This window comes from Plantactinospora sp. CA-290183 (assembly GCF_050936375.1).
Taxonomy (GTDB): Bacteria; Actinomycetota; Actinomycetes; order Mycobacteriales; family Micromonosporaceae; genus Plantactinospora.
In genome coordinates this window covers 551,416-564,094 of record NZ_JBNJMX010000003.1, presented here as the reverse complement: position 1 = coordinate 564,094, position 12,679 = coordinate 551,416, and the positions used below count along the sequence as shown (strand labels likewise).

15 protein-coding genes and 2 pseudogenes are annotated in these 12,679 nt (G+C 68.4%); 9 read left to right on the top strand and 8 right to left on the bottom strand.

Going from position 1 to position 12,679, the window contains the following annotated elements:
• From ACQEUR_RS10790 to ACQEUR_RS10780, 3 genes are all read left to right on the top strand, one after another.
• A partial coding sequence (locus tag ACQEUR_RS10790) for a hypothetical protein (protein ID WP_433028947.1) occupies positions 1-228 on the top strand: 228 nt, incomplete at its 5' end.
• 342 nt (positions 229-570) lie between these two features.
• A complete protein-coding gene (locus ACQEUR_RS10785) occupies positions 571-852 on the top strand; it encodes a hypothetical protein (protein WP_433028945.1) in 282 nt (93 codons plus the stop codon).
• A 95-nt stretch (positions 853-947) separates the two neighbouring features.
• The gene (locus ACQEUR_RS10780) at positions 948-1,181 is read left to right on the top strand and encodes a hypothetical protein (protein ID WP_433028943.1); all 234 of its coding nucleotides are present in this window, start codon (positions 948-950) and stop codon (positions 1,179-1,181) included.
• 402 nt (positions 1,182-1,583) lie between these two features.
• Here ACQEUR_RS10780 and ACQEUR_RS10775 read toward each other — a convergent pair whose 3' ends face one another.
• Positions 1,584-1,721 (bottom strand): hypothetical protein, encoded by a 138-nt coding sequence (locus ACQEUR_RS10775; protein WP_433028941.1) that lies wholly within the window; start codon positions 1,719-1,721, stop codon positions 1,584-1,586.
• A gap of 184 nt (positions 1,722-1,905) precedes the next feature.
• Between ACQEUR_RS10775 and ACQEUR_RS10770 the strand changes: the two genes are divergently transcribed.
• Complete coding sequence (locus ACQEUR_RS10770) at positions 1,906-2,868, top strand: phosphotransferase family protein (RefSeq protein WP_433028939.1); 963 nt, start codon at positions 1,906-1,908, stop codon at positions 2,866-2,868.
• A 112-nt stretch (positions 2,869-2,980) separates the two neighbouring features.
• On the opposite strand, the gene ACQEUR_RS10765 is transcribed toward ACQEUR_RS10770, so the two are convergent.
• The 6 genes from ACQEUR_RS10765 to ACQEUR_RS10740 all read right to left on the bottom strand — a co-directional run bounded on the left by ACQEUR_RS10765 (position 2,981) and on the right by ACQEUR_RS10740 (position 7,998).
• Complete coding sequence (locus ACQEUR_RS10765) at positions 2,981-3,397, bottom strand: hypothetical protein (RefSeq protein ID WP_433028937.1); 417 nt, start codon at positions 3,395-3,397, stop codon at positions 2,981-2,983.
• Entirely contained in the window at positions 3,394-5,472 is a 2,079-nt protein-coding gene (locus ACQEUR_RS10760) for a hypothetical protein (protein WP_433028935.1), read from the bottom strand. The genes ACQEUR_RS10765 and ACQEUR_RS10760 overlap by 4 nt, the downstream gene beginning before the upstream one ends.
• Positions 5,469-5,981: a hypothetical protein gene (locus tag ACQEUR_RS10755; protein WP_433028933.1), complete on the bottom strand. Its 513-nt coding sequence runs from the start codon at positions 5,979-5,981 to the stop codon at positions 5,469-5,471. Before ACQEUR_RS10755 ends, ACQEUR_RS10760 begins: the two co-directional genes overlap by 4 nt.
• The gene (locus ACQEUR_RS10750; protein WP_433028931.1) at positions 5,978-6,472 is read right to left on the bottom strand and encodes a hypothetical protein; all 495 of its coding nucleotides are present in this window, start codon (positions 6,470-6,472) and stop codon (positions 5,978-5,980) included. Before ACQEUR_RS10750 ends, ACQEUR_RS10755 begins: the two co-directional genes overlap by 4 nt.
• 67 nt (positions 6,473-6,539) lie before the next feature.
• The gene (locus tag ACQEUR_RS10745) at positions 6,540-6,914 is read right to left on the bottom strand and encodes a hypothetical protein (protein WP_433028929.1); all 375 of its coding nucleotides are present in this window, start codon (positions 6,912-6,914) and stop codon (positions 6,540-6,542) included.
• 4 nt (positions 6,915-6,918) lie between these two features.
• Entirely contained in the window at positions 6,919-7,998 is a 1,080-nt protein-coding gene (locus ACQEUR_RS10740) for a site-specific integrase (protein ID WP_433028927.1), read from the bottom strand.
• A gap of 353 nt (positions 7,999-8,351) precedes the next feature.
• Here ACQEUR_RS10740 and ACQEUR_RS10735 point away from each other — a divergent pair.
• From ACQEUR_RS10735 to ACQEUR_RS10725, 3 genes and pseudogenes are all read left to right on the top strand, one after another.
• Positions 8,352-8,657, top strand: a pseudogene (locus tag ACQEUR_RS10735) (transposase family protein); the annotation flags it as partial.
• Positions 8,648-8,902 (top strand): annotated as a pseudogene (locus tag ACQEUR_RS10730) (DDE-type integrase/transposase/recombinase); the annotation flags it as partial. The pseudogenes ACQEUR_RS10735 and ACQEUR_RS10730, both read left to right, overlap by 10 nt.
• Positions 8,903-8,934: 32 nt before the next feature.
• Positions 8,935-9,189, top strand: a complete 255-nt coding sequence (locus ACQEUR_RS10725; protein ID WP_433028925.1) for an integrase core domain-containing protein — start codon at positions 8,935-8,937, stop codon at positions 9,187-9,189.
• Here ACQEUR_RS10725 and ACQEUR_RS10720 read toward each other — a convergent pair.
• A complete protein-coding gene (locus tag ACQEUR_RS10720) occupies positions 9,186-10,139 on the bottom strand; it encodes an AraC family transcriptional regulator (RefSeq protein ID WP_433028923.1) in 954 nt (317 codons plus the stop codon). The genes ACQEUR_RS10725 and ACQEUR_RS10720 overlap by 4 nt on opposite strands.
• 102 nt (positions 10,140-10,241) lie before the next feature.
• On the opposite strand from ACQEUR_RS10720, the gene ACQEUR_RS10715 reads away from it, so the two are divergent.
• Together ACQEUR_RS10715 and ACQEUR_RS10710 are read left to right on the top strand one after the other, a co-directional pair.
• Positions 10,242-11,459 carry an erythromycin esterase family protein gene (locus ACQEUR_RS10715; protein ID WP_433028921.1) on the top strand — a complete coding sequence of 406 codons (1,218 nt, stop codon included), beginning with the start codon at positions 10,242-10,244 and terminating at the stop codon, positions 11,457-11,459.
• A 26-nt stretch (positions 11,460-11,485) separates the two neighbouring features.
• Complete coding sequence (locus tag ACQEUR_RS10710) at positions 11,486-12,661, top strand: NAD(P)/FAD-dependent oxidoreductase (RefSeq protein WP_433028919.1); 1,176 nt, start codon at positions 11,486-11,488, stop codon at positions 12,659-12,661.
• The last annotated feature ends 18 nt before the right edge of the window (positions 12,662-12,679 follow it).

The following is a 12,679-nucleotide window of genomic DNA, read 5'->3' as shown; positions in this document are numbered from 1 at the left end:
TGGTCACATGTCGCTGACCAGTGGGCACCAGCGCCGCCCGCGGATATGGCGTCACCAGAGCCGGACCCGCACGGATACACGAGGCCGCCCAGTCGGCGACTGGCCGTCCCTTGGCCGTGGGCCACCACCGTGCTGGCGAGCTGCTCGGTCGCCCGACTCACCGACCTGCGCTCCTTCGTGATCTGGCACGACAACGGCGGACTGGTCAGCCCGACGGGCGGTTGGTAGCGACCGTCGGCGAAAGTGCGGAAAGATCTACTTCTGGGACGGCAACAGACATACGGGCGAGGCGCGGGCCCAGACCCAGCGCCCGCTCGGCCTGCACGCCCGTGTGATCATGAAGTTCACCGCCGACGGGTCGGGTCTGACAGTTGTCACAAACCAGGACTTCTGCGCCTCTGCCCCGCTCCCCTGCCCAACCGGTACGTCGGTGCTTACCGTGGATACCCGCACCGGCGCCGAAACCATCCTCGCGAGGGTCGACTCCGTGGTCGCCCTGAGCCCGGATGGACATACGTTGGCTGTCGACAGCCGCGAAGACGGTTGCGGCTGCTGAATCCCTTTCAATGGATGGTCACATCGATCTTGACGGCGACGACCCCGCTGGAAAATGAGCAGTCCCGGTTTCGGGCTTCAGCCCGATCAGCCGACCCAGCCAAGGACTTCGACGCCGGCAGCTGGCACGTCCCAACCCGCCAGACGATTGCGCCGCTTCGGCCGACCACAGGCATACGGACGCTGATGTTCAGCGGCGACGGGCGCCGGCTCGTCACCTGGGGGGATACCTTCGAGCATGACGAGGATTGGGGGGTGTCGCTGTGGGACATCGACACGGGAGCGAGAATCGGCTGACCGATCGATCTCCTCGGGTCGCGGCCACCGGGCAGGTGTTGGCCATCTCGGAGACCAACCAGCTCATCAGGCTCTGGAACCCCTCCACTGGCCGGATGGCCACAATCGAGGAGGGCGCGAACAACCTCGTCTTCCGGCCTGGTGGGCAGACCCTGGCCGTTGTCGGGCGGACGGACCGTGTGCGGCTCTACAATCCGGACGGCTCTCCGAACGCTCTACCGTGGATCGGCCCCGCCTATGGTGGTCTGACCTTCAGCCCCGACGGCGCCCGAATCCTCACCACGGACGACTTCGACAGGGTGCGGCTATGGGACGTGACGCCGCAGTGATGACCCGCGAACCCTCCCGCCCCGAGCAAGCACTCGACGACTCGCGACGCGGACGAGCTACCCCGCCGGTACGTGTCCGGAACCCTCGGCCCTATCGGCTGTCACGCTCGCCTGCACTGCCGGCCGAGACTCCGCTGCCCCACCTCAACCTCTGATAGGCGCGGATTCGACGTCCCGACGATTCTGGTGCAATCTTGCAACGCGACAACGCGGGCTACCCGTAGTCGGAGCCCTGCCGTATCCATACCTGAATGTGCGGCTTGCTTGCCTCAAGATCAGGCATCCCTGTGGCCTCGACGCGCGATCCGCGCGCCGTCCCCGCCGGTGGTGACGACTTGCGTAGCCCACGAACGCCGCGGCCTGCCCTCGCGGACGTACCGACGTCAATGGCTGCTGTGTACTTCATGGCGTACGCGGCTCTGCAGTTCGAGGCGTACGCGGACAGGTGGCGAGCGCGGCGAGATCGTCGGGTCGCGCGGGGCTGTAGAAGCCGGTGGCGAGGCCTTCGTTGGCGGTGGCGAGTTGGAGCAGGACGAGCATGGCGCCGGCGGTGAGATCCGACAGTGCTCTAGGGCTGGAGGCGGGTTCGCGGTGATTGGAGACGCTTCAGGTCCTGCCGGGATACTCGGTGCTGCTGGTGGATGATCCTGCTGTGCAGCGACTGTCGGAGCTCTTCCGCGTAAACACTTCGCACGTGCCGCCCTCCGGATGATGAGGTGGCAGGGTGATCAACCACGATGAGGCGGCGGCTGTGCTGCCGTTGACGCTGGCTTGGGTGAGTCGGCATCTGGAGGTCGGCGAACGGATTGTCAGGACCGAGGCGCTGCACGGTGGCATCACTGCCGAAATGCGGAGGCTGACCATCAGCATGCGGGACGGAAGCACCCGTGAGCTGGTGCTGCGGAGCTTCGTAGACCCTTTCTATGTGGGACACGCCGAGGACTGGCTGCATCGGGAGGCCGACGCCCTGTCCCTGCTCATGGGGACCGGCGTGCCGGCTCCTGAGCTGGTCGCGGTTGATCCGACCGCCGTGCATTGTGAGTATCCATCGCTGCTGATGACACATCTGACCGGCCGGACGGTCCTCGATGACGAGGGATTGGCGACGCGCGTTCCTCTGCTGGCCCGTCAACTCGTGGCGATCCACGCGGTGCGGCCCGCCGAGCGGCCCCGAAAGTATGTGGCGTTGACGACCGCCGACACCGTCGTAACTCCGAAGGGCGCCGACGCGGCGGCGTGGGCCGCGGCGATCGACGTGATCCGCAGGCCCGCGCCGGCCTATGAAGGGCGATTCCTGCACAGGGACTTCCAACCGGGCAACGTGCTGTTCGACCTGCCGCCCCGAAGGGCGGCAGGTGCTCGGATCACCGGCGTCGTCGACTGGGCAGCGACCTCTTGGGGCCCGGCGGATCTCGATGTGGCGCACTGCTGCACCAATCTCGCGCTGCTGCACGGCCGGGCGTGGGGTCTGCGGTTCGCTCAGGCGTATGAGGAGGCCGGCGGGGTGCTGGCCGCGGCCGCGAGCGAGCGGCTGTACTGGCAGGTGCGGGACGCGCTGGCGTGCTCAGAGGAGATGCAGGTGGTGGCGCAGCCATGGCGGGAGGCGGGGAGGACAGAGCTGACGACCCGAGCCGTGGAGGAGCGGCTGGATGCCTATGTCACCGCCCTGATGGACGCGCTGGGCTGAGCCAACGCGGCCCAGGCGCGGCTTGGACCTCATCGTCACCGCTTAACCAAGTGGAGAATCGAGGTTCGGCAGCGGCATGTCATGATCGGTGGGCGACCCGGGCGTGACGGGCTCACCTCAAGGACCTGGAGCCTTGCAGCGGGATGACGGAGCGGATCGCGGAGTCGGCGGCCTGCCGACGCATCGCGGCGTTCTCCTCGGCGAGGGCGGCGATGACGGTCGCCGCAGCGTCGAGCTGGTCCTGCAACTCGCGGTATCGAGTTCGGCTGGCCGTCAGGTCGCGGCGTAGACGGTCCAGCTCGTCGTCGCATTCTCTGGCCGTGGCTGCGGCTGGACTGTCGCTGACCCGGGCGTCCCACTCGGCCAAGATGTCGCTCGCGCGGTTCATGGTGGCGCGGCTGACCTGCGCCTCGCGGCAGAGGTTGTTCTTGGTCAGCCGCCCGTCGGTGTGGTTCGGTGCGCCGGCGAGCAGGCGCTGCATTGCGTCGAGCAGCCGCTGCCGGGTGGCGGGGGAAACGGATCCGCTCATCGGCCGGTGCGCGTGAGGACGTGGTCGACCTCGGTCAGCTCGGACTCTATGCGGCGCCGATGGTTGGCCGCGAGGGTGCCGGAGTCCAGCAGCCGGTGCAGCGAAGATCGTTCGGCGGTCCAGATCGGGATGTGTTCGGTGGCGATGATGCTGTTGGCGCACCGTGCGGGCTGGCAGCGGTCCAGCAGTGGCCCGCGGTGCCCGGCCGGGGTGATCGCGCCTTCGAGGCATTTCGCGCCGGCCGGGTCGTCGTCGTTCATGGTGCAGTGGTTGAGTTTGCCGAAGCGGATTGAAATGCGGGTGCGGCGTAGAAGGTCGTGCTCGACGCGGATGTCGCCGCGGCGGGCTTGCCCGGTGTCGCGTAGCTGTTCGGCTTGCGCGCGGACCGTGGAGAACGCCTCGCGCAGGCGGTCGGCGCCGGGGCCGTAGCCGATGCGCTGGCCGCTGGTGTCGGCGTTGAACAGCTCGGTGAGTCGGTCGAAGCGCCGGTCGCTGATGGCGGTGTCGAGGTGCTGGGCCCAGGACGGGTCGGTGTCCATGTAGCTGCCGGTGACACGGTTCGCCAGTGCCCGGGTGGCGACGTGTTTGAGCTGCATCCCGACGGCGATCTCGGAGCCGGGGAAGTCGCGGGTGAGCATGGCCATGGTGCGCCGGAACATGTGCGGGGTGACTTTGCCATCCGGGATTTCCTCGAGGCCGCTGAAATGCCGCCATCGGTTGATGTGGTTGATGAAGTCGACGATGGCGGCGATGCTGGCGAACCCTTCGCCCGCCCGGGCGCCGGTCACGGAGGCGAAGGTGAGCTCGCCGTGGCGCGACAGCTGGCCGGCCAGCGCGATCGCGTGGGCGACCGGCTCGGTGATCCACCAGTGCTTGACGGGTAGGTCCAGGTCGAGTTTCTGCCGGACGGACCTGACCGCAGGGCAGCCGTAGTAGTCGATGACCGCATCCTTGGTGATCATGCGCAGTTCCGACTCGCGCATCATCGACAGGGCTGCGGTGAACACGAAACACGCGTTGCGCAGCATGACCTGTTCGATCGCGATCTGCCGAGGACCCAAGCTGTCGTGCCAGGGTCCGCGGCTGCCGTCCGGCCGGGTCACCATGGCCAGATCCGGCAGCAGGCCGGGATGGCAGCGGCCGTCGACGATCAGCCCGGCGACGGCGTCCCTGCGGCTCTGGCCATGCGGCTTGCCGGGTCGGAAGAATGTCGGCCCGACACCGATGATGCGGGCAATCACGCTGAGGTGGGCGACACTGCCGCCGCTTTCACCGGGCCTGGCGCGGCGCATCGGCACGGTCGTCGCGGGATCGGCGAGCCAGACGTTCAAGCGCTGGTCGCCGCCGATGTCGGTGACCAGCCGCGTCTGCAGGTCGTCGCAGTAGGCGCTGGCGCGCGCGATGTCGGCGGCGAACACGTTGATGTAGGTCGAGCAGTTGCGGATCAGCGGGAACCAGGTCTGCGGCGGGATCGCCGGGGTCCGCAGCGGCGCGACGATCGGCTGATTCGCCACCGCGTTGGGTGAGCGGCCGGGCCAGGGGTCGCGGGCCAGGCCTCCGCCGGTCAATGCGGCGCGTAGCCGGTGCAGGGCCTTGATGACGTGAACAACATTGCACATGGTGCCCGGCTCGCAGGTCTGCTGCCTGATGACGACGTAGGCCTTGAGGTCGTCGTCGTTCCATTCGCAAAGATCGGCCGGCAGCCGGCGCTCGGCGCCGAACGCGGCCAGCGGGCGCAGCTGGGCGACGCGCTCGGTGACGGTCATCGCCGACAGCGGATCAGTGCGCAGATGAACGCCGGCGGCCAGCACCGCGGGATGGCCGGGGTTGAGCCAGAGCATCGCCAGTTCCCGCGCCAGCAGGTTCCAGCGCCCGGGCAGGTCGTGCAGCAGCACCCGGAGCGCTGAGCGGGGGTGATGGGGAGCTTTGTGCACCACGTCGTTGAGGTCCCAGCCGACGGTGTCACCGAAACGAGGGACGGCCGCGCCGGCCAGCAGAGGGTGCGACTGGATCACCAATTCGTCGTCGCGGTAGAACGCGGACCGGCCGGCGAGCGGTGAGGCGGGGCTGGTCATGCGTCGAACTCCACCCTGCTCGCCAAGGGCAGTTGAAGGACGATGCCGTCCTCGGCGATCTGCCGCCGCGCGTCGCGCAGCTCGGTGTCGGTGCGGGATCGCAGCACCTCCAGCAGGTTCGCGCGACTCTGTCCCCACAGCGCATGGAAATGGCTGGGTGTCAGTCGCAGGGCGAGCTGGTCGAGGTGCTCGGCGAATAGCAGCAGCTGCGGCAGGTTCGACGGCAGCACGAACGCGTTGCGGCATTCCAGGCAGCGCAGCGGCGCCACCGGGCAGAGTTGCCCGGGACGGCCGAATGGGGAGGCGAACGGGTCCGAGCAGTCGGTGACGCCCATGTTGAGCTGCCCGGTCCGCAGCGCCTCGATGTCGGCCGGTTGTAGTCCCAGCGCCGACGCCGAGCCAGGAGCGTCCAGCGACCGGGTCGCCTGCTCGTCCAGCACCGTCGGGCCGGCCAGCGCTGTGTCCAGCCAGCGCCGCTGCGAGGTGGTGATCACGTCCCCGGCGATCACCCGCAGGGTCGTGCCGTGCGCGTAGTGGCCGCGGAAGGTCTGCTCCGAGTGATCGTCGGCGATATCACTGATGCGCCCACCGAACGCGATCGCCTTTGCCCGGCCACCGGCCGGTCCGGGTGCTCGGCGCGCCGGGCGATCAACGCCCGAACCCGCCCGGCGTTCCAACCCGGCGTCCGCGATCCTGCCCGATGCTGCGACGGCAGGACGCGGACCCATCCGGTGACCGCCTGACGCAGGTCCGGGTCGTCGCGGGCCAGGGACGCCGAGCCGGCGCCGGGGACCTCAGCGTCGACATAGGTGAGCAGCGCCTTGATCGCCGTCAGATAGGCGCGGGCTGCGCCCTCGCGCAGCCGCGCGGCCTGCGCCAGCTCCACCCACTCATCGGCGAACTCGCCGGCCAGCCGCGCGCATCGGAACGCCGCCGGATTGAATGACACCGCCACTGTCGCCGACCGCAACCCCGACGTACCGCTGGCCGGCACCGTCACCTGCCGCACCCCGATCCGATCGACCCCCGGCTCCACCCGGCGTTCGGTGGGAAATCCGGACGTGTGTTCACCCCTGCGCGGCATGGCCGTCCCTCGTTGTCATCAGCTGCCGGGCGATCTCGGCGTAGGTCGCGCCGCCAGCCGCGGTCCAGCTGCGAAACGCCTCGTGGACATCGCGCATCGGGTCCTTCAGGTAGCGGATGTAGCGGTAGGTCGTGGCCGGGCTGGCGTGACCGAGCCGCCGCTGCACCTGCAGCAACGGGTTGCCGCTCATGTGATCCAGCAACGTCGACACCGGCACCCGCCGTCGCCGGTGCTCGTCCAGGGCCACCTCAGTCAGATAGATCAGCAGCCGCAGGGCGAACGTGTGCCGCAGATCGTGAAAGACCCAGCAGCGGCGCGGCACCAGCCCCGCCGACTCCTCGTCCGCGTGAGCCTTCATGCTTTCACGCCGCCCAGCGCACCCGGTCCCAGCCCGAGGCCGTGAGCATCCGCCCGCCGGTCCCGACGAACAGCGCCAGCGGGTCCAGGCCGTCGCCGGTCTCGCGCACCGCGATGCGGCGCAGCCGCGGATCCATCTCCCGGATCGACCTGGTGACCATTCCGCCGTCCAGCATCCCGCGGACCTTGGCGCCGTCGGCCTCCAACCGCGAGACGACGAACAAGTCGCGATGCCGGCGCCGCAGCGTCGGCTGCGCCTTCTCGACAATCTCCGGTCGTTCCAGCAGCAGATACGGATCGAAAACGTCGACCGCGTCGGCGGGGACGTAGACAGTCCGCGGATGCCCGAACTTCGCGCACGCGCCCAGTTCAAGCTCCGCCGCCCGCGGCCGGCCGCCATCGAGCAGCCCCAGCTCCGGCAGCAGCACGGTGGACCACTCCTGGATCCGCATCCCGGCCAGAAGGGCCAGCTCACAGGCCGCACGATTGCGATGCGGCCGCCAGCCCCGGAACCCCTCGTCCAAACCTGCGCCCGGGGCAAGCCCGCCGAACCCGACACCGCGCAGGAACAAATACTGCTCAAGCTCCATGTGCCGGACCCGAAGATCACGGCCGACCCCGGTCGACAACGACCGCCGGCCACGCCCGGCAGAGCGCCACTGCCGACGCTCGACGATGCCCTGCCGGGCCATGAAGTCATACAGGCAACCGATCGCCGCGGCGTCACGGTCCCACGCCGCCTCCCCGATCGTCTGCTCGGCATCGTCAAGGCGCCACCGACGAAACTCCTGCAGATGGGCCTCTGTGGCCGACGCCAGATTCGCACCACGGGCCAGCAGAAACCGGAGCAACATCACCACGGTGTAGGCATAGGCGCGCATCGTCTTGACGCTGCGCCGGTCCAAGCTCAGCTCCCGGAACCAGCTACACAGCGGCTCCACCGGCGTCATCGACTCCGACAACACGATCGGCGTACCCACCGCCGGAGCCCACCTCGCCAACAGGCCACACAACTCCACCGCGTCCAGGCCGGGAATCTCGCCGACCTTGCGCACCTTCTGCACATCGGTGAAGAACAAGTGCATGGGAACCCCGCGAACGATCGACGACCATGCCAATCACTCAACGGAGCCGGGGCTAGAGAGATACGCGCCGATCCTCAGCTGACACACGTAAGTGTCTTGGAGAACCGTCCCACTTCGACTCATAGCACTGCTCGGCGGGGATGTCGCCGATGGGCTTGGCCAGCATCGGCAGGATCGGAGGCATGACAGGCAGGTCCACCGGTACATCGTCTCCCAGTAGCAGGCGGTTGCCTCGAACCTGCTTCAAGAGACCGCGATCAGTCTTGAGGGTGGAGGCGGCGGGCGTCCCGGACCAGGGCGGGTCGATGCAGAGCGGCGGCCCGCAGTTGTTCCACCGCGGCGGCCAAGGCCCGTACGCGATCCTCGACGGCACGCTCGTCCCAATCGACCGGGTCGCGGACCAGCGGCCGTACTACTCGGGCAAGCACAAACGCCATGGCGTGAACGTGCAGGTCGTAGCCGTCCCCGCCGGCCGGCTCGTCTGGGCCTCACCTGCTCTACCCGGTGCCGTGCACGACCTGAACGCTGCGCGAACCACCGGTCTAATCGACGCCTAGACCTGCCGCAACGTGATGACGTTCGCGGACAAGGCATATCAAGGCGCCGGCGGCACGGTCCGGACTCCGTTCAAGCGCCACCGGCACCGGCCATGGCTGTCAAGCGGGTGTTCACCGCGCCGGCGCCGGATCTCGCCTGGTGCGGCCACATGACCGAGATCCGCACCGACGAGGGCAAGCTCTATCTGGCCACCGTCATCGACCTGTGCTCGCGTCGGCTTCTCGGCTACGCGATGGGCGCGCACCACGACGCCGGGCTGGTCGTCGCCGCGTTGAACATGGCCGCGGTCACCCGCGGCGGCAGCGTCGAAGGGGTGATCTTTCACAGCGACAGGGGCAGCGAATACTGCTCGGCCGACTTTGCCCGCGCCTGCGCCCGATGGAAGGTACGCCAGTCGATGGGCCGGTCGGATTGTGCTTCGACAACGCCGTCGCCGAGGCCACCTTCTCCACCGTCAAGGTGGAGTACGTGCACCGCCGCCACTTCCGCACCCGCGCCGAGGCCCGCCTGAAGATCGCCACCTGGATCACCGACTTCTATAACCGGCGCCGCCGGCACTCCGTCTGCGACTGGCGCTCGCCCATCGACTACGAACGATCAGAGACCCGCGCCCTGGAGGTCCAGGCCGCTTAACGGAGCCCTCCACGATCCCAGGGGATTGACAGTCCAGTCGCCGGCGCGGCTGTGTCGTCGGAGCCTCCAGACCCTGGCGGTGGAGAGGATCGGACATCGGGATTGGCGGGCAGTTGTGCGCGGTGGCGGAATCTGCCGGGGGCGGTGCCGAAGTGGCGTTTGAACGCCGCCGAGAAGGCGAACTCGGACGTGTAGCCGATGTCCGTTGCGACGGTGTGGACGGAGTTCGCCGGGTCGCGGAGGCGATCGGCGGCAAGGGTCATCCGCCACCACGTCAGATAGGTCATCGGGGGCAGGCCGGTGAGGGCGCAGAAGCGGCGAGCGAAGGCGGCGCGGGACAACCTGGCCTCGTCCGCGAGTTCCTGCACGGTCCAGGGATGTGCCGGGCCGTTGTGAATGGCGTTGAGGGCGGCGCTGGTCGCGGGATCGGTGAGGGCCGCGGCCCATCCGGTGCCCGTCCCGTCACCGGGGTGATCGTCGAACCAGGCGCGCAGGATGTAGACCAGGAGCATGTCGAGCGCGAGGGGCACCAGCGCGTCGGCACCGAGACGGCGCCCGGTGCTCTCACTGCTGAGTATCCGCACCGCCACCTCGAGGTCTGGATGGCGTTGCGGGTAGGCGGGGAGCTGGATCGTGTCGGGAAGTTCGCGCAGCAGCGGATGGGTCCAGTTCGGCGAGAGGTGGTAGCCGCCGCACAGCGTTACCGTCGCCGCCTCGTCGGCCAGCCTGTATCCGTTGCCGTGAGGGAAGAACACGACATCCCCTCGCCCGAGCCGGACGGGTCTGGCGGATTCCTCGATCAGCCGGCACGAGCCCTGGAGCACCACGAGAAAGCCGGCGGTGCCGGGTTGATCCGGGAACCGCTGTTCCCACGGTCCGGACCATTCGACCCGCTCGCAGCCCGGCTGCCCTACCCGGATCGCGGAGACCACGTCGCTCAGAACGTCCATCGGCGAATACTATCGCGTATAAATCGTAGACTGTCGCGCATTCATTGTCTCCCAACGTCTTCCTAGGCTCGATCTCAAGACGAAGCCAAACGGGAGACAACGATGACGACGGCGCGCAGCGACGCGATACGGCAGTGGATCGAGACGAACGCGCATCCGCTCGCGACCACCGCTCCCGCAGAACCGCTCACCGACCTGAAACCGCTGGCGGCGATGCTGGCCGACGCGGCCATCGTCGGCATCGGCGAGACGACACGCGCCGCGCACGAGGTGGTGTCGCTCGGCCACCGGGTCCTGCGGCTGTTGGTCGACATGGGTTTCCGCGTGCTCGCGATCCAGGACGACGAGTCCGCCGTGGAGACGCTGAACGACTATCTCCGCACCGGTGACGGCGACCCGGATTCGGCCATCGCCGAACTCTGGCGGCCGTGGCGCACCTCGGAAATGGCCGAGATGGTCAGCTGGGCCCGGTCGTTCAACGAGCAGCATCCCCATGATCCGTTTCGCGTGGTCGGCCTCGACCCGCCCTCGGCAAGGCAGGCCAACTACCAGGCCGTCCTCGACCACGTTGCCGACGAGGACAGCGAAATCGTCGACGCGATTCGGCGGCACTACGACGCCATCGTGACCGCCCACGAAGTACCCGAGCATGTGCAACTGGCGCGCAGTAGCCATCCAGGACGCCCGTTCGTCGACCACGCCAGGGACGCCTACCGGCTGGTGGCGGGTCTTCCGGAGTCCGCAGCCAGATCAGCGGCGCTGGACAACGCACGGCTGATCGTCGACTTCCACGCGGGCAGTTTCGCTGGCGGCGGCTTCGACTACGCCGTCACCCGACAGCGGGCGGTGGCCACGATGACGTCGCTGGTAGGCGACGGCGCCAAAGTCGCCTACTGGGAAGGCATCGCGTTCACCGCGAACGCGGCTCGGCTAGAACCGGTCGCCCTGCTCGACCCGTTCCAGAGCGTCGGCAACGAACTGCGCCAACAACTGGGCAATCGGTACGTGTCGCTGCTGATCGAGTTCGGTGGGGGAGACATCAGCCGACTCCACCCCGGTCAACACGCTCCCGCGGCGATGGCGGGCTCCGTGAACGCCGACCTGGCGGCGGCGGAGCCGGACCGGTACCTGCTCGATCTACACGCCCCACGCCAGGAACCAGTCGACGACTGGCTACGCGGCACGCACCGGCTGCGGGTGATCGGCGGAATCTACGAGGCCACCGCCGACCACGAGCACTACCTGACGACCGGCCCACTTGACGAATGGTTCGACGCCGTACTGCACGTACGCACCGTCGGACCGACCACCTTGCTGTAGCACACCCCGACCCAGAAGGAGCTTCCATGCGTACGACCGTGGCCGTCATCGGTGGCGGATATGGCGGTATCAGCACAGCCAAGGCACTTGACGAGGACACCGACGTCGTTCTCGTCGAACCGAGGGAAACGTTCGTGCACCACATCGCCGCACTGCGCGCCCTCACCGATCCGCAATGGACGGACCGGCTGTTCTTCGGCTACGACCACCTGCTTCGCCGTGGCCGGGTGCTCAGGGACCGGGCCGAGCGGGTGGACGGCACGTCGATCCGGCTCGCCTCCGGAAGCATGCTCGACGCCGACTACGTCGTGCTGGCGACCGGTTCTGAATACCCGTTCCCCGCGAAGACCGGCGTCACCGACAGTGCGGTCGCCAAGACCAAGTACGAAGCGACCCGCCACGCGTTGGCCGGATCGAACCGCGTCCTACTGCTCGGCGCGGGCCCGGTCGCGCTGGAACTCGCCGGAGAGATCAAGGCCGCGTGGCCGGACAAAGGCGTCACCGTCGTCGCGACAAGCGCCGACATCGTCCCCGGCGACTATCCCGACGAGTTCCGTACCGAGCTGCGCCACCAACTCGACACACTCGACGTCGAGCTCATTCTCGGCACCGGCCTGCGCGAACAGCCTTCTTCCGAGCCCGGTGAGGCCAAGACGTTCACCGCGACCCTGGACTCCAATGGGCAGGTCACCGCCGACATCTGGTTCCGCTGCTTCGGCGGCGCGCCGACCACCGACTACCTCGCCGGCGAGCTGGCCACCGCCCGCCGTGCCGACGGGCGACTCGAGGTCACCGCCGACCTCCGCCTGCCAGGGCAGCAGCGGATCTTCGCCATCGGCGACATCACCGCGACGCCGGAAGCCAAACAGGCCAGCGCGGCGATGGCGCACGCGGACGTAGTCGCGGACAACATCCGCGCTCTGATCAACGGCGGCGAGACACGCACGCCGTATGAACCCGGCCCGCCTGGCATCGTCCTCCCGCTCGGCCCCAACGGCGGCGCGACCTACGCGCCCGGCTGGCAGAACCATGTGGACGCCGACACCGCGGCACAGATCGCCCGGCGAGCGGCCGACCGGAACGACCCGCTTATCGCCATGGACATCCTGGACGCGGAAACCACCGCCCAGATCAAAGGCATCGACCTGATGACGGGCGACATCGCGGCGCTGTTCGACGGGTGTGTCAGACGAAGTGTGTAAGCCCTGGTCCTGGCAGGG

What these genes read in the sequence shown, in the direction of transcription:
- ACQEUR_RS10745 (WP_433028929.1), bottom strand. Translation starts at nt 6,914, where the DNA reads ATGAAGGCTCACGCGGACGAGGAGTCGGCGGGGCTGGTGCCGCGCCGC.
- ACQEUR_RS10760 (WP_433028935.1), bottom strand. Translation starts at nt 5,472, where the DNA reads ATGACCAGCCCCGCCTCACCGCTCGCCGGCCGGTCCGCGTTCTACCGC.
- ACQEUR_RS10785 (WP_433028945.1), top strand. Translation starts at nt 571, where the DNA reads ATGGTCACATCGATCTTGACGGCGACGACCCCGCTGGAAAATGAGCAG.
- ACQEUR_RS10740 (WP_433028927.1), bottom strand. Translation starts at nt 7,998, where the DNA reads ATGCACTTGTTCTTCACCGATGTGCAGAAGGTGCGCAAGGTCGGCGAG.
- ACQEUR_RS10775 (WP_433028941.1), bottom strand. Translation starts at nt 1,721, where the DNA reads ATGCTCGTCCTGCTCCAACTCGCCACCGCCAACGAAGGCCTCGCCACC.
- ACQEUR_RS10780 (WP_433028943.1), top strand. Translation starts at nt 948, where the DNA reads ATGGCCACAATCGAGGAGGGCGCGAACAACCTCGTCTTCCGGCCTGGT.
- ACQEUR_RS10765 (WP_433028937.1), bottom strand. Translation starts at nt 3,397, where the DNA reads ATGAGCGGATCCGTTTCCCCCGCCACCCGGCAGCGGCTGCTCGACGCA.
- ACQEUR_RS10725 (WP_433028925.1), top strand. Translation starts at nt 8,935, where the DNA reads ATGGAAGGTACGCCAGTCGATGGGCCGGTCGGATTGTGCTTCGACAAC.
- ACQEUR_RS10710 (WP_433028919.1), top strand. Translation starts at nt 11,486, where the DNA reads ATGCGTACGACCGTGGCCGTCATCGGTGGCGGATATGGCGGTATCAGC.
- ACQEUR_RS10715 (WP_433028921.1), top strand. Translation starts at nt 10,242, where the DNA reads ATGACGACGGCGCGCAGCGACGCGATACGGCAGTGGATCGAGACGAAC.
- ACQEUR_RS10720 (WP_433028923.1), bottom strand. Translation starts at nt 10,139, where the DNA reads ATGGACGTTCTGAGCGACGTGGTCTCCGCGATCCGGGTAGGGCAGCCG.